Source organism: Modestobacter muralis (genome assembly GCF_010682105.1).
In the GTDB taxonomy this organism is placed as follows: Bacteria; Actinomycetota; Actinomycetes; order Mycobacteriales; family Geodermatophilaceae; genus Modestobacter; species Modestobacter muralis.
In genome coordinates, this window is sequence record NZ_JAAGWH010000049.1 from 1 (window position 1) to 17,594 (window position 17,594).

The 17,594-nt window shown below is 76.2% G+C and carries 18 protein-coding genes; 6 read left to right on the top strand and 12 right to left on the bottom strand.

Going from position 1 to position 17,594, the window contains the following annotated elements:
• On the bottom strand, window positions 1-955 hold a 955-nt coding region (locus GCU67_RS15710), incomplete at its 3' end, for an ATP-dependent DNA helicase RecG (RefSeq protein ID WP_476738953.1).
• 1 nt (window position 956) lies between these two features.
• Window positions 957-2,558, bottom strand: a complete 1,602-nt coding sequence (locus GCU67_RS15715) for a DAK2 domain-containing protein (RefSeq protein ID WP_163612166.1) — start codon at window positions 2,556-2,558, stop codon at window positions 957-959.
• Between the two features lie 221 nt (window positions 2,559-2,779).
• Here GCU67_RS15715 and rpmB point away from each other — a divergent pair, with 221 nt between their 5' ends.
• Complete coding sequence (rpmB, locus tag GCU67_RS15720) at window positions 2,780-2,962, top strand: 50S ribosomal protein L28 (RefSeq protein ID WP_460695151.1); 183 nt, start codon at window positions 2,780-2,782, stop codon at window positions 2,960-2,962.
• A 96-nt stretch (window positions 2,963-3,058) separates the two neighbouring features.
• Here the strand turns inward: rpmB and GCU67_RS15725 are convergent, their stop codons facing one another.
• Genes GCU67_RS15725 through GCU67_RS15735 form a run of 3 tightly spaced genes read right to left on the bottom strand, consistent with a single transcriptional unit; the run spans window position 3,059 to window position 5,221 of the window.
• Window positions 3,059-3,688, bottom strand: a complete 630-nt coding sequence (locus GCU67_RS15725; protein ID WP_170311067.1) for a cytidylate kinase family protein — start codon at window positions 3,686-3,688, stop codon at window positions 3,059-3,061.
• Window positions 3,676-4,194, bottom strand: coding sequence for a GNAT family N-acetyltransferase (locus GCU67_RS15730; protein WP_163612168.1), 519 nt, complete (start codon window positions 4,192-4,194; stop codon window positions 3,676-3,678). Before GCU67_RS15730 ends, GCU67_RS15725 begins: the two co-directional genes overlap by 13 nt.
• A complete protein-coding gene (locus GCU67_RS15735; RefSeq protein ID WP_163612169.1) occupies window positions 4,178-5,221 on the bottom strand; it encodes a thiamine-phosphate kinase in 1,044 nt (347 codons plus the stop codon). Before GCU67_RS15735 ends, GCU67_RS15730 begins: the two co-directional genes overlap by 17 nt.
• A 65-nt stretch (window positions 5,222-5,286) precedes the next feature.
• Here GCU67_RS15735 and GCU67_RS15740 point away from each other — a divergent pair, with 65 nt between their 5' ends.
• The gene (locus GCU67_RS15740) at window positions 5,287-5,562 is read left to right on the top strand and encodes an Lrp/AsnC ligand binding domain-containing protein (RefSeq protein ID WP_460695152.1); all 276 of its coding nucleotides are present in this window, start codon (window positions 5,287-5,289) and stop codon (window positions 5,560-5,562) included.
• Between the two features lie 97 nt (window positions 5,563-5,659).
• Window positions 5,660-6,193: a DUF3515 family protein gene (locus GCU67_RS15745; protein ID WP_338105061.1), complete on the top strand. Its 534-nt coding sequence runs from the start codon at window positions 5,660-5,662 to the stop codon at window positions 6,191-6,193.
• 17 nt (window positions 6,194-6,210) lie between these two features.
• Here the strand turns inward: GCU67_RS15745 and GCU67_RS15750 are convergent, their stop codons facing one another.
• From GCU67_RS15750 to GCU67_RS15775, 6 genes are all read right to left on the bottom strand, one after another.
• Window positions 6,211-6,876, bottom strand: a complete 666-nt coding sequence (locus GCU67_RS15750) for a hypothetical protein (protein ID WP_163612170.1) — start codon at window positions 6,874-6,876, stop codon at window positions 6,211-6,213.
• A gap of 62 nt (window positions 6,877-6,938) precedes the next feature.
• Complete coding sequence (locus tag GCU67_RS15755; RefSeq protein WP_338105062.1) at window positions 6,939-8,111, bottom strand: cystathionine gamma-lyase; 1,173 nt, start codon at window positions 8,109-8,111, stop codon at window positions 6,939-6,941.
• Between the two features lie 51 nt (window positions 8,112-8,162).
• Window positions 8,163-9,158: an NAD(P)H-dependent glycerol-3-phosphate dehydrogenase gene (locus GCU67_RS15760; RefSeq protein ID WP_163612171.1), complete on the bottom strand. Its 996-nt coding sequence runs from the start codon at window positions 9,156-9,158 to the stop codon at window positions 8,163-8,165.
• The gene (locus GCU67_RS15765; protein WP_163612172.1) at window positions 9,155-9,952 is read right to left on the bottom strand and encodes a lysophospholipid acyltransferase family protein; all 798 of its coding nucleotides are present in this window, start codon (window positions 9,950-9,952) and stop codon (window positions 9,155-9,157) included. The genes GCU67_RS15760 and GCU67_RS15765 overlap by 4 nt, the downstream gene beginning before the upstream one ends.
• Before the next feature lie 92 nt (window positions 9,953-10,044).
• On the bottom strand, window positions 10,045-11,538 hold the full coding sequence (locus GCU67_RS15770) for an amidohydrolase family protein (RefSeq protein WP_163612173.1): 1,494 nt from the start codon (window positions 11,536-11,538) through the stop codon (window positions 10,045-10,047).
• On the bottom strand, window positions 11,535-12,941 hold the full coding sequence (locus tag GCU67_RS15775) for a serine hydrolase domain-containing protein (protein ID WP_163612174.1): 1,407 nt from the start codon (window positions 12,939-12,941) through the stop codon (window positions 11,535-11,537). The genes GCU67_RS15770 and GCU67_RS15775 overlap by 4 nt, the downstream gene beginning before the upstream one ends.
• A 92-nt stretch (window positions 12,942-13,033) precedes the next feature.
• Between GCU67_RS15775 and cofC the strand changes: the two genes are divergently transcribed.
• Genes cofC through GCU67_RS15790 form a run of 3 tightly spaced genes read left to right on the top strand, consistent with a single transcriptional unit; the run spans window position 13,034 to window position 16,684 of the window.
• On the top strand, window positions 13,034-13,678 hold the full coding sequence (gene cofC / locus GCU67_RS15780; protein ID WP_163612175.1) for a 2-phospho-L-lactate guanylyltransferase: 645 nt from the start codon (window positions 13,034-13,036) through the stop codon (window positions 13,676-13,678).
• Between the two features lie 14 nt (window positions 13,679-13,692).
• Complete coding sequence (locus GCU67_RS15785; protein WP_163612176.1) at window positions 13,693-15,753, top strand: RNA degradosome polyphosphate kinase; 2,061 nt, start codon at window positions 13,693-13,695, stop codon at window positions 15,751-15,753.
• Window positions 15,737-16,684, top strand: coding sequence for an NUDIX domain-containing protein (locus tag GCU67_RS15790; protein WP_163612177.1), 948 nt, complete (start codon window positions 15,737-15,739; stop codon window positions 16,682-16,684). The genes GCU67_RS15785 and GCU67_RS15790 overlap by 17 nt, the downstream gene beginning before the upstream one ends.
• A gap of 299 nt (window positions 16,685-16,983) precedes the next feature.
• Here GCU67_RS15790 and leuD read toward each other — a convergent pair whose 3' ends face one another.
• Window positions 16,984-17,592 (bottom strand): 3-isopropylmalate dehydratase small subunit, encoded by a 609-nt coding sequence (gene leuD, locus GCU67_RS15795; protein ID WP_163612178.1) that lies wholly within the window; start codon window positions 17,590-17,592, stop codon window positions 16,984-16,986.
• Between the last annotated feature and the right edge of the window lie 2 nt (window positions 17,593-17,594).

Consider the following 17,594-nt stretch of genomic DNA (forward strand, 5'->3'; position numbering starts at 1 on the left):
GGGCCAGCAGCGCGGCCTGCCCGCCGGCGTCGACCACCTGGGCCATGGCCCGCAGCGCCACCACGGTCTTGCCCGAGCCCACCTCGCCCTGCAGCAGCCGGTTCATCGGCTGCTCACGGGACAGCTCGGCGGACAGCTCCTCGCCCACCTCGCGCTGGCCGTCGGTCAGCGAGAACGGCAGCGCGGCGTCCACGGCGTCCAGCAGGCCGCCGCTGCGGCGCGGCCGGGCGATGCCGGGCTCCACGGCCGCGGCCCGGCGACGGGCGGCGAGGGTGGCCTGCAGCACCAGCGCCTCGTCCCACTTCAGCCGCTCGTCGGCCTCGTCGACCTGCTCCTGGGTCTCCGGGCGGTGCTTCTGGCGCAGCGCGGTGGGCAGGTCGACCAGCGCGTGGCGTTCCCGGACCGCTGCCGGGATCGGGTCCTCGAGCATCTGCTCCAGCGACCGCGGGTCGTCCATCAGCATCTTGACCGACTTCTGGACCACCCAGCTGGAGACGTCCTTGCTCGCCGGGTAGAGCGGCACCATCGCCCGCGCCCAGTCGTCGTCGTCCCCGGTGATGATGTGGCAGTCGGGGTGGCTGAACTGCTTCTCCCCCCGCCAGAGCCCCACCGTGCCGGCGAACAGGCCCCACTCGCCGACGTCGAGGTGGGCGTGCCGGTTGTTGAAGAAGACCAGCCGCATGCTGCCCGCGCCGTCGCCGACGGTGACCTCGGTGAGCGTCCCGCGGCGCTGCTGCATCCGCCGGGTGTTCACGCTCTTGACCTGGGCCAGCACGGTCACCCGGTCGCCGACCTCCAGGCCGTCGAGCCGGGTCATCTCCCCGCGCCGGGCGTAGCGCCGCGGGTAGTGGCGCAGCAGGTCGCGGACGGTGAGCAGCGACAGCTGCTCGGCCATCACCTTGGCCGTCTTGGGCCCCAGCACCCGGGTCAGCGGCGTGCCCATGGTCATCGCCATCTCACTCCACCCCGACCAGCAGCGGGACCGCCCCGGCACCGCCCGCGTACCGCACGACGTCGACGGTGGGGTGCACCGCGGCCAGGTGGGCGCAGACCGCGTCGCCCAGCGCGGGGTCCTCCCCCACCACCACGGTGACCATCTCCCCGCCGGCGGACAGCAGCCGGTCGAGCAGGTCGCGGGCCACCGCATCGGGGTCGGGGCCGATCACCACGACGTCGCCCTCGGCGCTGCCCAGCACGTCGCCGGCGGCGCAGCGGCCGGCGGAGGTGAGCGCGTCGTGCTCGGCGACGGTGACCTCGGCCCAGCGGGTGGCGGCGGCGGCCTCGGCCATGGCGACCACGTCGTCGCCGAAGCGGCGGGCCGGGTCGGTGACGGCCAGCGCGGCCAGCCCCTGCACCGCCGACCGGGTCGGGACGACGACGACGTCGCGGCCGTCCTCGCGGGCGCGCTCGGCGGCGCGGGCGGTGACCGCGGTGACCTCGGCGTGGTTGGGCAGGACGACGACCTGCGCGGCGCCGGTGCCCAGCACCGCGGCCAGCACGGCGTCCTCGGTGATCTCGCCCACCGGCGCCGTGAGCACCACGACGCCCTCGCCGGCGAACAGGTCGGCCAGGCCGGCAGAGCAGGTGAGCGCCACCGACGCCCGGGTGCCCGCGGCCGCGACCGGCGCCCGGACCGGGGCCAGTGCGGTGACCGAGATCCGGTGCGGGCGCCCGGCCTCGATGCCGGCCTCGACCGCGGCGCCCACGTCGGCCACGTGCACGTGCACGTTCCACTCCCGGCCACTGGGCGTGTCGACCCCGACCACGACCAGGCAGTCGCCGAGCTCGGCGAGCCGGGCGCGCAGCCGGTCCACCGCGGCCGCGTCGGAGTCGGCGAGCAGGAACTGGACCTCGCTGCCCGGCCCGGGCGCCGGCGCGGCGGGGACCGGGGTGGGCACACCGCGGTCCCGGAGCGGTCGGCGGGCCAGCGGGGCACGGGTCGGTGCGGTGCCGGTGACGGTGCCGACCAGGGCGTCGAGCACCAGGCACCAGCCGGCCCCGCCGGCGTCGACGACCCCGGCGTCGCGGAGGGCGGCCAGCTGGCCGGGCGTGGCCTGCAGGGCGGTGAGCGCGCCGTCGGCGGCGGCCCGGACGACGTCGGCCAGCAGCGCCCGGCCGTCGGAAACCGCGGCCACGGCGGACTCGGCACCGGCCCGGGCGACGGTGAGGAAGGTGCCCTCCTCGGGGTCGGCGACCGCGCGGTAGGCGGTGCGCGAGGCCGCCGACAGCGCCTCGGCCAGTGCGGGCCCGTCGACCGGGGCAGCACCGGCGAGGCCGTCGGCCAGCCCGCGCAGCAGCTGGGCCAGGATCGCGCCGGAGTTGCCCCGGGCGCCCAGGACCGCACCGCGGGCGAGCGCGGTCCAGGCCGACTCCGCACCGGCGGCCGCCGTCAGGGCGGCGTGCCCTGCCTCGGCGGTCATCAGCAGGTTGGTGCCGGTGTCGCCGTCGGGGACCGGGAAGACGTTGAGCTCGTCGAGCCGGCCCCGGGCCTGGGCAAGGGTGTCGACCACGGCGCGGCTCCACCGGCCGACCGCGGCCTCGTCCAGCGCCTCGAGCACGTCCGGGAGGGTACCGCCGACGCCCGACAGGACTCCCCGACCGCGGGTCGGGCGGTCGGCGCGGGCGCCCCGGACCGGGGTGGTCCGACACCTGCCCCGACGACCGTCTACAGTGAGCCAGGCGTGTGCCGAGCTGGACCGTGCCCCAGGGCACCCCCGGCGAGCACCGCGAACCGACTTCAGCTCAACCAATCTTCTGGGAGTGATCGACCGTGGCTGCCGTGTGCGACGTGTGTGGCAAGGGGCCCGGTTTCGGCATGGCGGTGTCCCACTCGCACCGCCGGACGCCGCGCCGTTGGAACCCGAACATCCAGTCCGTGCGGGCTGCGCTCACCGGCGGTGGCCGGAAGCGCATCAACGCCTGCACGTCCTGCATCCGCGCCGGCAAGGTCGCCCGGGTCTGATCCCGGGCGCTGACTGCCAGCGCCTCAGCACCACCCCGCCCCGGCGGGTCCGGAGACCCCGGAGGTCAGCGACCTCCGGGGTCTCCGGCGTGCGCCTCAGGTCGCGCCGATGCCCAGCGCCCGGGCCGCGGTGACCACCAGCCCCACCACCGTGTCGTGCGGGAGGACGGTGCTGTCGACCACCAGGTGGTAGTGCCGGGCCTCGGCCGGGTCGGTCCGGTAGAAGTGCCGGACGTAGGCGACCCGGCCGGCGTCGGCGGCGTCCCGGTCGCGCCGGACCTCGGCCTCCGGCCGGCCGGAGTGCGCCACCGCGGCGGCCAGCCGGCGCTCCGGTGAGCCGTCGAGCCGCACGTGCAGCACACCCGGCCGGTCGCGCAGCACCATCGCCGCCGCCCGGCCCAGCACCACGCCCCCGGGGCCGGCGGCGATCTCGCCGAGCACCCGCTCGGTCTGCTGGCGGTAGGCGCGCTCGTCGGGCAGCGACGAGGTGGGCAGCACGCCGCCCACCGGGTCGGGCATGGTGCCCAGCGAGCTGACCAGCCGCCACAGCCCGCGGGTGATCGTCTCGTCGTTGGCCTCGGCCTCGGCGACGGGCACCCCCAGCCGGCCGGCCACCTGCGCGGGGATGACCCGGTCGTGGAAGGGCAGGCCGAGGACCTCGGCGATCGCCGGGGCGATCTCCGCCCCGCCGCAGCCGAACGGCGCCGACACCGTCACGACGCCCACTGGTCCTCCACCGCCGATCCGTCGGCCACCAGGGTCTTGCCGAGGAAGACCGCCTCGGGCGAGTCGGCGTAGACCCCGTACCCGGGGCCCGACGTGTAGCCCTCCCGGGCGTAGAGCGCCAGCGCCTCGGGCTGCCGGTCACCGGAGTTGAGCACCAGCTGCGTGTGGCCGGCCGCGGCGGCGGTGCGTTCCAGCTCGGCCAGCACGACCCGCGACAGCCCGCGTCGCCGGAAGTCCGGCTCCACGTACATCCGCTTGAGCTCCGCGGCCCCCTCGCCGGCGCGGTGTGCCCGCCAGCCACCGCACGCGGCCGGCACCCCGTCGACCTCGGCCACCAGGAAGAGCCCGTGCGGCGGGGAGAACTCGGCCGGGTCGACGACCGCCTCGTCCCGCCCGCCGTAGCGGACGACGTACTCCTGCTGCACCCGCTCGATGAGGTGCTGGGCGACCGGGTCGGCGTAGCCGACCTGCCGCAGGGTCACCCCCCGCTCAGCCGAAGTGGACATGGCCGGTCCCCTCCCCCAGGTCCTCGGCGACCCGCACGGCGGGCACCCCGTCCACCCGGACGCCGGGCTCTCCGCCGGCCGGGACCGCGCTCACGGTGCCGATCGTCGTCCATCCTGCCGGGAGCTCGACCTCGTCCGGGAACGTGGCCACCAGGGCGTGGTCCTCCCCGCCGGTGAGCACCCAGGCCATCGGGTCCCCGCCGAGGGCGGCGGCGACCTGCGCCAGCGGCCCCACCGGGTCCAGGAAGCCCGCGGCCAGCGCGGCCCGGTCCAGGTCGATCAGCACGTCGCTGTCGGCGGCCAGGTGCCCGGCGTCGGCCAGCAGCCCGTCGCTGGTGTCGCACATCGAGGTGGCCCCGGCGTCGGCCGCGGCCGGGCCGGCCGCGTAGGGCGGCGTGGGACGGCGGTGGGCGGAGACCGCGGCGATCGGTGAGTGGAAGCCGCGCCGCAGCACGGCCAGCCCGCACGCCGACCAGCCCAGCCGGCCGGCGACGGCGACGACGTCCCCGGGTCGGGCACCGCTGCGCAGCACCGGCGACCGCCCCTGCAGGTCACCGAGCGCCGTGACCGACAGCACGACGGCCGAGCTGTCGGGGGCGCTGGCCGAGGTGTCCCCGCCGACCACGGCGGCGCCGAAGCGCTCGCACTCCTCGGCCATGCCGGAGGCGACGTCCTCCAGCCAGGCAGCCGGGGTGCCTGCGGGGCAGGCCAGCCCGACCAGCAGCGCGGTGGGCACCGCGCCCATGGCGGCGACGTCGGCGAGGTTGGCGGCGGCGGCCTTGTGCCCGACGTCCTCCGCCGAGGACCAGTCACGGCGGAAGTGCCGCCCCTCCACCAGGACGTCGGTGCAGGCCACCACCCGCCCGTCGGGGGTGCGGACGACCGCGGCGTCGTCGCCGGGGCCGACGTCGGCCAGCGCCGCGGTGCCCGAGCGGGCGACCACCCGGGCGATGAGGCCGAACTCACCGACGACGCCCACGCTGTCGGCGGCGTCGGGCCGCGGGATCAGCGGACGGGGCCGAGTCACCGGGCGCCCCACGCAGCTGGGGTACGTTGCCGGTCTGTCCGCTGCTCTGCGGACAGGTCGAGCCAGTGACGGTCGCCGTCACCGCACTGCCCGAGGAAGGTCACGTCGTGGTCCACGCCTACATCCTGATCCAGACCGAAGTCGGCAAGGCAGCCGCGGTCGCCGCGAGCATCGGCGAGATCGCCGGCGTGACCCGGGCCGAGGACGTCACCGGCCCCTACGACGTGATCGTGCGGGCGGAGGCCAACAGCGTCGACGAGCTCGGCCGGCTGGTCGTGGCCCGCGTGCAGTCGGTGGACGGGATCACCCGCACGCTGACCTGCCCCGTCGTCAACATCTGAGCCCCTGAGCACGCCCGCCGCCGACGCACCGGTCGACCCGCCCCCTGGGCAGCCACCGGTCGACCCGCTGCGCCGCGCCGCCCTGCTGTCCACGGCCGTGCTGGTGCCACTGGTCGTCGTCCTGCTGGTGCTGGTCAACGTGCTGGGCCGGGACGAGGCCGGCGTCGACGCCGACGGCCCTGCCGACGTCTCCGGCGCGACCGCCGACCCGCGCGGTGACCTGCCGCCAGTACCGGTCGACACCCCCGACGTCACCCCGGCCGCCGACCTCGCCTGCCCGGTGCTGATGGGCCAGCTGCCGCTGGAGATCGCCGGGGAGACCTCCCGGCAGGTCGACTCCGACACCCCGTTCGCCTATGCCTGGGGCGAGCCACCGGTGGTGCTGGTCTGCGGTGTCGCACCGCCGGCGGGCTTCGTGGTGGGCGGACCGCAGACCTTCGCCGTCTCCGGCGTCGAGTGGTTCGTCGACACCACCGACCCGGCGGTCTTCGTGTGGACGACGGTCGACCGCAACGTGCCGGTCGAGGTGCGGGTGCCCTCGACCTCCGACAGCGCGGTCCCGACGGCGCTGGGGCCGATCATCGCCACCGCCCTCCCCTACGTCGAGCCGGTCCCCGCCCCCGCCGAGTGAGGTCCCGGCTGGGCCGTTCAGGTCGGGGGCAGCCGGTCCAGCTGGGCGCGGGTGACCGCGAGGACCTCGGCCCGGGCGGCCTGGACGTCGGCGGCCACCGAGGCCACGGACACGGTGAAGGGCCCGGCGGGGCACCAGGTGAACGCGGCCGGCCCGGCCATGCCCAGCTCGGGCGCCGGAGTCGTGCGCAGCAGCAGCGTGCAGTCCTCGGGCAGGCCGGTCGGGTCGTCGTCCAGGGTGCCGCCGTAGTACTCCGCGTCGTTGCCAGCCAGGTCGACGGCGTAGGACGACGCTCCCCCGGCGTCGGCGAACTGGTCGAGGAAGACGCTGGTCAGCTCGTCACCCGACCGCCAGAACCGCTCCCAGCCGCGCTGGTAGCCGTACTGGCCCAGCACGTCCTCCTGGTGCTGGGCGTCGTCGCCGTAGCGGGCGACGTCGTCGATGGTCTTCTCCCCCGCCTGCGGCTGCAGCTCGTCGTCCGGCACCCGCGGCCGCCCCGAGGGGACCTCGTCCAGCAGCAGCGGCTCGAGGCCGGCGCCGTCGGTCGGCAGGGCGGCCGAGGACGTGGCGGCGGCCGCCGGGACGTCGGCGGGCCCGGCGCTGGACGGCGCGCACCCGGCGAGCGCCGGGGCGCCGAACAGCAGCAGCGCCGCGGTGGTGGCGGGCCCCCAGCGGGCGGTCACGGTGCCTGCCCGGTCATCGATCCGACCCTAGTCGAGCGCGCCGCGCCCGGCCCCCGGGACGCTCAGCTGCGCAGGTCCGGCAGGCCGGCCAGGGCCTGCTCGAGGTCGGCGACGAGGTCGGCGGTGTCCTCGATGCCGCAGGAGAACCGGACGAAGCCGGCCGGGACGGCGTCCCCGCCCCACTGCGCGCGCCGGTCGAGCGTGGTGTGCAGGCCGCCGAAGCTGGTGGCGGCCGGGAAGAAGCGGCTGGCCCGGACCAGCTGCACGACCGCGTCGGCGTCGGCGAGCTCGGCGGAGACGACGCCGTTGTGCCGCAGCATCTGCCGGCTGGCCAGCTCGTACGACGGGTCGCCGGGGCGGCCGGGCCAGCGCACCCCGCGCACCGCCGGGGAGGCGGCCAGCACCTCGACCAACGCCGCGGCGTTGGCCGCCTGCCGGGCCAGCCGCAGGTCCAGGGTGCCCATCGACCGGTGGGCCAGCCACGCCTCGAACGGCCCGGGCGGGTTGCCGGTGGTCTTCCGCCACGCCGCGACCCGGGCGTACAGCTCGCGGCCCTTCTCGCTGCGGGCGGTGCTCACGTGCCCCATCAGGACGTCGCTGTGCCCGGTGAGCGCCTTGGTGTCCGCGGCCACCACCACGTCGGCGCCGAGCTCCAGCGGCCGCTGCCCGATCGGGGTGGCCGTGGTGTTGTCGACGACCAGGACGGCCCCGGCGGCCTGGGTGGCCCGGGCGACGGCGGCGATGTCGCAGACGTCCAGCTGGGGGTTGCTCGGGGTCTCCAGCAGCACCAGCCGGGCCCCGTCCAGGTCGCCGCGGGCGGCGACCGCCCCGATCTCCAGGGTGGGCACCAGCTCGACGGTCAGGCCGAGGCGTTCCAGCTCGTCGCGGCCCAGCACGCGGCTGGCGTAGTAGCCGTCCGACGGCAGCACCACCCGGTCACCGGCCGAGGCCAGCGCGAGCACCGCGGAGCTGATCGCGGCCATGCCGGTGGCGAAGGACAGGCAGTCGCCGCCGTCGAGCTCGCCGACCGCCCGCTCGAAGACCCGCAGCGTCGGGTTGTCGGCCCGGGCGTAGGAGTCCGCGCCGTTCGCACCCGGGGGCTGGTCACCCAGGTGGTACGGGGCGGCGAAGACCGGGGAGGGCCGCAGCGGCGTGCCCGGCACGACCGGCTCGTCGCCGGCGTGGGCCAGCCGGGTGCCGTCGCCGAAGGGGCTCAGGTCGTCAGCGGTGCTCACAGGTCCTCCTCGGTGCGCCGCCCCCTGCTCGGGCTCGGCCCGTCCAGCCCGTCACTCGGGCTTGGCTTCCCTCGACATCATCTCCCGCACCATCTGCCCGGCCGACTCGCCCTCGTGGCAGACCCGGACGACGGCCTCGGTGATGGGGACGTCGACCCCGTGCGCCCGGGCCAGGTCCAGCACCGAGCGGCAGCTCTTCACGCCCTCGGCGGTCTGCCGGGTGATCTGCTCGACCTGGGCCACCGACATGCCCTGGCCCAGGTGCTCGCCGAAGGTGCGGTTGCGCGACAGCGGCGAGGAGCAGGTGGCCACCAGGTCACCGAGCCCGGCCAGCCCGGCGAAGGTGGCGGGGTCCGCGCCCAGCGCCGTGCCCAGCCGGGCGGTCTCGGCCAGGCCGCGGGTGATCAGCGACGCCCGGGTGTTGTCGCCGTAGCCCAGCCCCTGGGCGACCCCGCAGGCCAGCGCGATGACGTTCTTGACCGCCCCGCCCAGCTCGCAGCCCACCAGGTCGGCGTTCGTGTACGGGCGGAAGTAGCGGGTGTGGCAGGCGGCCTGCAGGGCCTCGGCGCGGGCGGTGTCGGTGCAGGCGATCACGGTGGCCGAGGGCTGCTCCTCGGCGATCTCCCGGGCCAGGTTCGGTCCCGACAGCGCCGCCACCCGGTCCGGCCCGGCGCCGGTCACCTCGCAGATCACCTCGCTCATCCGCTTCGTCGTCCCGAGCTCGACGCCCTTCATCAGCGACAGCAGCGAGGCCTCGCCGGGCAGCAGCGGTGCCCAGCCGGTGAGGTTGGCCCGCAGCGTCTGGCTGGGCACGGCGAGGACGACGACGTCGGCGCCGTCGAGGGCGTCGGCGGCGTCGGCGGTGGCCCGGACGGCGTCGGGCAGCCGGACGCCGGGCAGGTAGTCGGCGTTCTCCCGGCTGCCCTGGATGGCGGTGACCAGCTCGGGACGGCGGGCGTGCAACGTGACCGTGCACCCGGCGTCGGCCAGGACCTTGGCGAAGGTGGTGCCCCAGGAGCCGGCGCCCAGCACCGCGGCGCGGGTCATGCGGCGGCCCCGGGCAGCGCCCGGCCGGCCGGGCGCGGGTGGAAGACGGTGGGCGGCTGCTCGCCGCGCAGCTCGCCGAGCTGGTCGCGGACACGGGTCATCAGCAGGTCGGTCACCTCACGCAGCAGCTCGCCCGACAGGGGCGCACCGGCGCGCACCGCGGCGCGCTGGGCGGACAGGTCGACGGGCTCGCCGACCAGGTACTCGGCCGGCGCCCGCAGCCGCAGGTGCAGCCGCTTGGCGTGGTAGTCGTGCACCCGCTGCGGCCCCCACTGGGCGACCGGCAGCACCGTGACGTCGGTGGTCAGCGCGAGCCGGGCGACCCCGGAGCGGGCCTGCATCGGCCACCAGTCGGGATCGCGGGTGACCGAGCCCTCCGGGTAGATGACCACGACGTCGCCGGCGTCGAGTGCGGCCTTCGCCGCGTGCACCGAGGAGCCGGCCGTGCTCGACCCGCGGGAGACCGGGATCTGCCCGGCGCCGCGCAGGACGGTGCCGGCCAGGCCGGTGAAGAGGGCGTCCTTGGCCAGGAAGTGCGGCACCCGGCCGGCGTCCCAGACCAGCCGCGCGCAGGCCAGCGGGTCGAGCACCGAGACGTGGTTGGCCACCAGCAGCACCCCGCCGGTGGGCGGGATCCGGTCGGCGTGCCGGTAGCGCAGGGAGAACACCAGCGACGCGACCGGGTACACCACCCCCACGCACAGGGCGAGCGCGAAGGGCACCGGACGGCGGGTCTGCCGGTGCGGTGGGCGGCGGGCGTGCCCGGACCCGGCGGGCGACTCGTCCTGCGACATCCGACACCTCTCCCCTCGGTCGGGCCGCTTCCTGACCCGCGCCTGATCGTGCCCCCCGGCCCCGGACGGCGCGCACGCGCCCCCGGCCGTGCTCAGGCCAGCACGGCCGACCGGTGGGTGGTGCGGCCGCCGACCAGGGTGGCGAGCACCTCGGTCGACCGCAGGCCCGCGGCGCCGTCCCGGGCGAGCACCGCCGCTGGCGGCTCGGCCACCACGACCAGGTCGGCGACGTCGCCGACCCGCACCGCGGTCCGGCCGCCGCTGGCCGCGGCCAGCGCGACGTCGAGGTCCAGGTGCTGCTCGGGGTGCCAGGCGGCGCGGGCGTCCAGCGACCGGTGCACGGCGGCGGCGATCCCGTCCCAGGGGTCCAGGGCCGCGACCGGAGCGTCGGAGCCCAGCACCAGCTCGGCCCCGGCGTCGGCCAGCGCCCGGTAGGGGAAGGCGCGGGCGGTGGCGCCGGCCCAGTGCAGGTCGGCGGCGTCCCGGTCGTCGACGGCGTGCCGGGGCTGCACGCTGGCCACCACGCCGAGCGCGGCGAAGCGCGGCAGGTCGGCGTCGTGGACCTGCTGGGCGTGCTCGACGCGCCCGGTGACCCCGGCGGCGGCGAACCCGTCGAGGGTGACCGCGGTGGCCCGGTCGCCGATGGCGTGCACGGCCCGGTCGAGACCGGCGTCGGCGGCCCGGCGCAGCAGCCGCGCCAGTTCGTCGGCCGGGGTGCGCAGCAGGCCGTGCGCCTCCGGTCCGGTGGCGCCGGGGTAGGGAGCGGAGCAGAAGGCGGTGCGGGTGCCCAGCGAACCGTCGACGAAGACCTTGAGCGGGCCGACCCGCAGCCGGTCGGCGGCCACCGCGTCGGTCACGCCGGGCAGCGGGTCACCGCTGCGCAGCCCGGCGGCGATCGTGGCCTCCAACCGGTCGACCCAGACCGCGGTGCGCACCCGCAGCGGCGGACCGCCGGGTGCCAGCGCGGCCCGGCGGGCCCAGGCGGCCACCAGGTCGCCGTACTCGAAGTCGGTGACGGCGGTGACCCCACGGGCGGCGGCCGCGGCGGCGGCGTCGAGGACCCAGCGGTCGACCACCGCCGGGTCGGCCCCGCCGGCGCGGGCGAAGACCTCCATCGCCTCGTGCTCCCGGACGACGCCGGTCGGGTCGGTGACCCCGAGCAGCCGGGCGGCGGCGGTGCTGCACCAGGCCGTGTGCAGGTCACCGCTGACCAGGACGACGGGCACGCCGGGGAGGGCGGCGTCCAGCACCGCGGCGTCGGCAGGTTCGGGCCACAGCGCGTCCCGGAAGCCCTGGCCGACCACGAGGCCGGGCGGGGTGCCCGCGGGCAGGGCCGCGGCCACCAGCGCGGCGGCCTCGGCGGCCGAGCGGGCGGCCGAGACGTCGATGCGCCGGCGCGCCGCCGCCCACTGCTCCAGGTGCACGTGCGCGTCGACCAGCCCGGGCAGCAGCACGGCGCCGTCCAGGTCGAGCACCTCCCCCGCGGCGGGCAGGTCCGCTCCGATCGCGGTGACCCGGCCGCCGTCCACCCGGACGTCCGCGACCTCGCCGTCCAGCCGGGCGCGGCGCAGGAGCAGGCCGCTCACCCGGCCACCTGGCCGGCGCGCCGGGCGCGGAAGACCTCCTCCGGCCACGCGGTGATGCCGCCGAGCCGGACCGACGCCGCGGTGCCGTCCTCGGCCCAGTGGTAGGTGACCGGCTCCCCCGCCGAGCCGAACCCGGCCACCGCCTCCTGGCGCAGCGCGCCCGGGGCCTCCACCGTCAGCTCCAGGAAGTCCTCGGCCGGCTCGGGTGCGCCGGGGTGCAGCAGCACCAGCCGCCCGCCCAGCAGCGCGACGTCGGTGACGCCCCAGAGGTTGACGAAGCGGCCGGCGTGGCGCTCCAGCTCCGCGGTGGGCGGCCGCGGGCCGCCGGGTGCGGCCAGGGCCAGGTCGAGCAGGGCGAACAGCCCGCGGGCGAGGGCGTCGGCGGGGCCGTCGACGGCGTTGGTGAGCACGCTGACCACCACGTGCGCGTCCGGGTCGATCCAGGTGCGGGTGATGTGGCCGGGGTAGCCGCCGCTGTGCCCGACCAGCGTGCGGTCGCCGGAGGTGCGCAGGTCCATCCCCAGCCCGTAGTGCCGCGGCGGCTTCCCGTGCGCCTCGACGACCGACTCCGGCCGGCGCATCAGCCGCTTGCTCGCCTCGGTCAGCAGCGTGGTGTCGCCGGTGACGTGCGCGGCACCGAAGCCGGTGAGGTCGCGGGCGGTGGAGAAGAAGCCGGTCGCCGCGGCCATGGCCCGGGTGTCGACGTGCGGGATCGTGAGCCGGACGTCCTCGCCGTCCAGCAGCCCGGTGTGCCCGGCGGCGTACTCGTGCGCCCGGGCCGGGTCCCACTCCGGGCCGGTGTCGGCCAGGCCCAGGCGGTCGACCACGGCGGCCTGCACGTGCGCGGCGTAGCCGACGCCGGTGACCGCCTCGATGGCCAGGCCGAGCAGCGAGTAGCCGATGTTGGAGTACTTGAAGTGCTCGTTGCGGTCGAACACCGCGCCCTCGCCGGTGGCGATCTCCAGCAGCAGCCCCTCGTCGGGGAAGGGCTGCAGCAGCTGCCAGTGGTCGTTGTCCCCGCCGTCCCGGATCACGCCGCCCTGGTGGCCGAGCAGCTCGCGCACGGTGACCGGCGCCAGCGGCGTCCCGGCCAGCGCGGGCACCCACGTGGCGATCGGGTCGTCCAGCCGCATCCGGCCGGCCTCGACCAGTCGCAGGACGGCGGTGGCGGTGAAGGTCTTGGAGTGCGAGGCGATCCGGAACAGGTGCGCCGGGGTCAGCGGCGCACCCGTGTCCACGTCGGCGACGCCGAGGGCGGTGTCCAGCACCAGCCGGTCGCCCACCCGGACGGCGGCCTGCACCCCGGGGACGCGCAGCTTCCGGCGCTGCAGCTCCAGCCACGACTCCAGGTACGGGGCGGCGGCCGCGGCCACCTCGGCGGTCTGCTCGGGGCTGCTGCTCATCAGGTGCGCTCCTGGGCCGGGGACGGGGGCTGCGGGAGCAGACCACCACACCGGCCGGACCGCGCTGCGCCGGGGTGTGCTCACATCGGGGGGTGCAGCCGTGGTCCCTCGTCGTCCCCGCCAAGCTGCTGAGCCGGGCCAAGACCCGGCTGGCGCCGCTGACCGGCCGCTTCGGCGACGACGCCCCCGCCCGGCACCGGGAGCTGGTGCTGGCGATGCTGGCCGACACCGTGGCCGCGGCGCTGGCCAGCCCGGCGGTGGCCGGCGTGCTGGTGGTGACCGACGACCCGGGGGTCGGTGACCTGGTGCGGTCGCTGGGGGCGCGGACGGTCCCCGACACCCCCGACCGCGGGCTGAACGCCGCCCTCGCCCACGGCGCGGCCGCCGCCCGGGCCGTCGGGGCGGGGGCGGTCGCGGCGATGAGCTCGGACCTGCCGGCCCTGCGCCCGGCCGAGCTCACCGCGGCCCTGGCCGGGGTGCCCGGCCGCGGGTTCGTCGCCGACGCCGAGGGCACCGGGACGACGCTGCTGTGTGCTGCGGCCGGCGGGCTGGACCCGCGCTTCGGGCCCGGGTCGGCCGCCGCGCACGCCGCGGGCGGGGCGGTGGCGCTGGCCGGCGACTGGCCGGGGCTGCGCCGCGACGTCGACACCGCCGCGGACCTGGACGCGGCCAGGGCCCTGGGCGTGGGCCCCCGGACCACCCGGCTCCTGGCCGCCACTCCCTGGTCACCGGGGTGAGGCAGGATCCACCCGTGCCCGCCGCTCCCTCCCCGCTGCCCGCCGACCGTTTCCTCAACCGAGAGCTGTCCTGGCTGGACTTCAACTCCCGCGTGCTGGAACTGGCCGAGGACACCGACGCGCCCCTGCTCGAGCGGGTCAAGTTCCTCTCGATCTTCGCCAGCAACCTCGACGAGTTCTTCATGGTCCGCATCGCCGGGCTCAAGCGCCGGCAGAGCACGGGCCTGGCCGTCCGCTCCCCCGACGGCCTCACCATCCGCGAGCAGCTGACCCGGGTCACCGACCGCACCCGCGACCTGGTGCACCGGCACGCGGCGGTCTTCAACACCGACGTCGTCCCGCAGCTGGCCGAGCGCGGCATCCGGATCGTGGGCTGGTCCGACCTCGACGACGCCGACGCGATGCGGCTGCGGGAGTACTTCCGCGACCAGGTGTTCCCGGTGCTGACCCCGCTGGCGGTCGACCCGGCGCACCCCTTCCCCTACATCAGCGGGCTGTCGCTGAACCTCGCCGTCTCGGTGCGCGACCCGGAGACGGGGGCGCCCAAGTTCGCCCGGCTCAAGGTCCCCAACAACGTCCCGCGGTTCATCCCGGTCGGCCCGGTCGGGGAGACCGCGGTGTTCCTGCTGCTCGAGGAGCTCATCGCCGCGCACCTCAGCGCGCTGTTCCCCGGCCTGGACGTGCTGGACCACCACCTGTTCCGGGTGACCCGCAACGCCGACCTGGAGGTCGAGGAGGACCGCGACGAGGACCTCCTGCAGGCCCTGGAGCGCGAGCTGGCCCGGCGCCGGTTCGGCCCGGCCGTGCGGCTGGAGGTCACCGACACGATGGACCCGCAGATCCTCGAGGTGCTGGTGTCGGAGCTGGAGATCAGCACCGCCGACGTCGTCTCCGTCCCCGGCCCGCTGGACCTGGGCGCGCTGATGGCGCTCTACGACCTCGACCGCCCCGAGCTCAAGGACGACCCGTTCGTCCCGGCCACCCACCCGCGGCTGAGCGACGGCGAGAGCCCCAAGAGCGTGTTCGCCACGCTGCGCGAGGGCGACGTCCTGCTGCACCACCCCTACGACTCCTTCGCCACCAGCGTGCAGCGGTTCATCGAGCAGGCCGCCGCCGACCCGCACGTGCTGGCGATCAAGCAGACCCTCTACCGCACCTCCGGTGACTCCCCGATCGTGCAGGCGCTGATCGAGGCGGCCCAGGCCGGCAAGCAGGTCGTGGTGCTGGTGGAGATCAAGGCCCGCTTCGACGAGGAGGCCAACATCAGCTGGGCCCGCTCGCTGGAGCGCGCCGGCTGCCACGTCGTCTACGGCCTGGTGGGCCTGAAGACCCACTGCAAGACGGCGCTGGTGGTCCGGATGGAGAACGGCGTGCTGCGCCGCTACTGCCACATCGGCACGGGCAACTACAACCCCAAGACCGCCCGGGTCTACGAGGACCTCGGCGTCCTCACCGCCGACGCCCGGGTGGGCGCCGACCTCACCGACCTGTTCAACACCCTCACCGGCTACTCGCGGCAGACCACCTACCGGTCGCTGATGGTCGCCCCGCACGGGATCCGCAACGGGCTGCTGGAGAAGATCCGCCGGGAGGCCCGGCACGCCGCCGAGGGCACCCCGTCCGGCATCCGGATCAAGGTGAACTCCCTCGTCGACGAGCAGCTCATAGACGCCCTCTACGAGGCCTCCCGCGCCGGGGTGCCCGTCGAGCTGCTCATCCGCGGCATCTGCGCGCTGCGCCCGGGCGTGCCCGGCCTGAGCGACAACATCCGGGTGCGCTCGATCGTGGGCCGCTTCCTGGAGCACTCGCGGGTGATCCACTTCGCCAACGCCGGGACGCCGGAGTGGTGGCTGGGCAGCTCAGACCTGATGCACCGCAACCTCGACCGCCGCGTGGAGGTGCTGCTGCGGGTCAACGACCCCGCCGCCCAGCGCCAGCTGCAGCGCGTGTTCGACCTGGACATGGCCCCGGACGTCCGCAGCTGGGAGCTGGCCGCCGACGCGACCTGGACGCACACCGGCGGGCGGGACTCCCAGGCCGAGCTGCTCGCCACCCGGGGTGAGAACGCTGGCTGAGGAGCTCAGGCTGATCCCGGCCGCCGGCGGGGCGCTGTGGCGCCTGGACGCCGACGGGGCGCTGGAGACCGCGCTGGTGCACCGGTACAAGTACGACGACTGGTCGCTGCCCAAGGGCAAGCTCGACGCCGGGGAGCACGCGCTGGCCGCCGCCGTCCGCGAGGTCGCCGAGGAGACCGGCCTGGAGGTCGTCGTCGGCCGGCGCAGCGTGCAGACCCGCTACGTCAACCGGCACGGCCCCAAGCGGGTCGACTACTGGGTGATGCAGGTCGTCGGCGGGGAGTTCGTGCCCAACGACGAGGTCGACGAGCTGCGCTGGCTGCCGGTGCCCGAGGCCGTGGCGCAGGTCAGCCACGACCACGACCGCGCGGTGCTGACCGACCTCGCGCGCACCGACGTGCCCCGCGCCCCGCGGGTGCTGCTCGTGCGGCACGCCTCGGCCGGCGACCGGTCGCACTGGGACGGCCCGGACGCCGAGCGCCCGCTGGACCGCCGCGGCCGCGACCAGGCCGCCCGGCTGGCCGCGCTGCTGCCCGTCTTCGCCCCCGCCCGGCTGCTCACCGCTCCCCCGGTCCGCTGCCGGGAGACCCTCGCGCCGCTCGCCGGGGCCCTCGGGCTGACCGTGGGCGAGGCACCTGAGCTCGGCGAGGAGCACTTCTCCTTCGACCCGCAGGCCGGACTGGACCTCGTCGAGGAGCTGCTGGCCGTCGACGACGGCGCCGGCCCGACCCTGGTGTGCAGCCAGGGCGGCGCGATCCCGTCGGTGCTGCTGGCGCTGGGCGTGCGCTGGCACGCCGGTGCTGCGGCGCTGCACCCGCCGGCGGCCAAGGGCAGCGTGTGGGCGCTGGGCGGCCGGCCCGACGAGGAGACCGACGGGCTGTTCGCCGACTACTACCGCGACTTCTCCGCCGACCCTTCCGCCCCGCGCTGACGGCCGTCCCTGCCCGTGCTCCGCACCGCTGGGCAGCCCGCGGGACCGCACTGCCGCCGTCCCCCTGCACCAACGACCGTCCCCCGGTACCAACGCTGCTGCAGGGGGCCAGACGGTGATCAGGTCACCTGATCACCGTCCGGTGCGCCCGGTGCGGCCCGGGCTCGTCCTACTGCACCAAAGGCCGTCCTCCCGCACCTGCGTAGCTACAGGAGGACGGCCTTTGATCAGTGGAAGGACCCCACTGCCCCCCACCACTCGCAGGCTCGCGGCGGGACCCTGCAGCGGGGCCGAACGGGTCAGCGGGTGGGCAGGGCCGGCAGGGACGCCGGCTTCCAGGCCGGACGGCGGGACTCGAAGGCGGTGATGTCGTCGAGGTGCCGCTCGGTGAGGCCGACGTCGTCCAGGCCCTCGAGCAGGCGCCAGCGGGTGTACGGGTCGATCACGAACGGCACGCTGGTGCTGCCGTAGGTGACCTGCTCGGTCTGCAGGTCGACGGTCACCGGCAGCGCCGGGTCGGCCTCGACCGCGGCCCACAGCGCCTCGACGTCGGCCTCGGGCAGGACGACGGTGAGCAGCCCGGCCTTGGTCGAGTTGTTGCGGAAGATGTCAGCGAACCGGGAGCTGATGACCACCCGGAAGCCGCCGTCCAGCAGCGCCCAGTTGGCGTGCTCGCGCGAGGACCCGGTGCCGAAGTCGGGGCCGGCCACCAGGATCGAGGCGCTGGCGTACTGCGGCTGGTTGAGCACGAAGTCGGGCTCGTTCTTCCGCCAGGCCACGAACAGCCCGTCCTCGAAGCCGGTGCGGGTGATCCGCTTGAGGTACTCGGCCGGGATGATCTGGTCGGTGTCGACGTTGCTGCGGCGCAGCGGGGCGGCCGTGCCGGTGTGCGTGGTGAAGGCGTCCATCG

Coding starts and splice junctions, on each gene's coding strand:
- GCU67_RS15775 (WP_163612174.1), bottom strand. CDS start 12,941: ATGAGCAGCAGCCCCGAGCAGACCGCCGAGGTGGCCGCGGCCGCCGCC.
- GCU67_RS15730 (WP_163612168.1), bottom strand. CDS start 4,194: ATGTCCACTTCGGCTGAGCGGGGGGTGACCCTGCGGCAGGTCGGCTAC.
- GCU67_RS15765 (WP_163612172.1), bottom strand. CDS start 9,952: ATGTCGCAGGACGAGTCGCCCGCCGGGTCCGGGCACGCCCGCCGCCCA.
- leuD (WP_163612178.1), bottom strand. CDS start 17,592: ATGGACGCCTTCACCACGCACACCGGCACGGCCGCCCCGCTGCGCCGC.
- GCU67_RS15760 (WP_163612171.1), bottom strand. CDS start 9,158: ATGACCCGCGCCGCGGTGCTGGGCGCCGGCTCCTGGGGCACCACCTTC.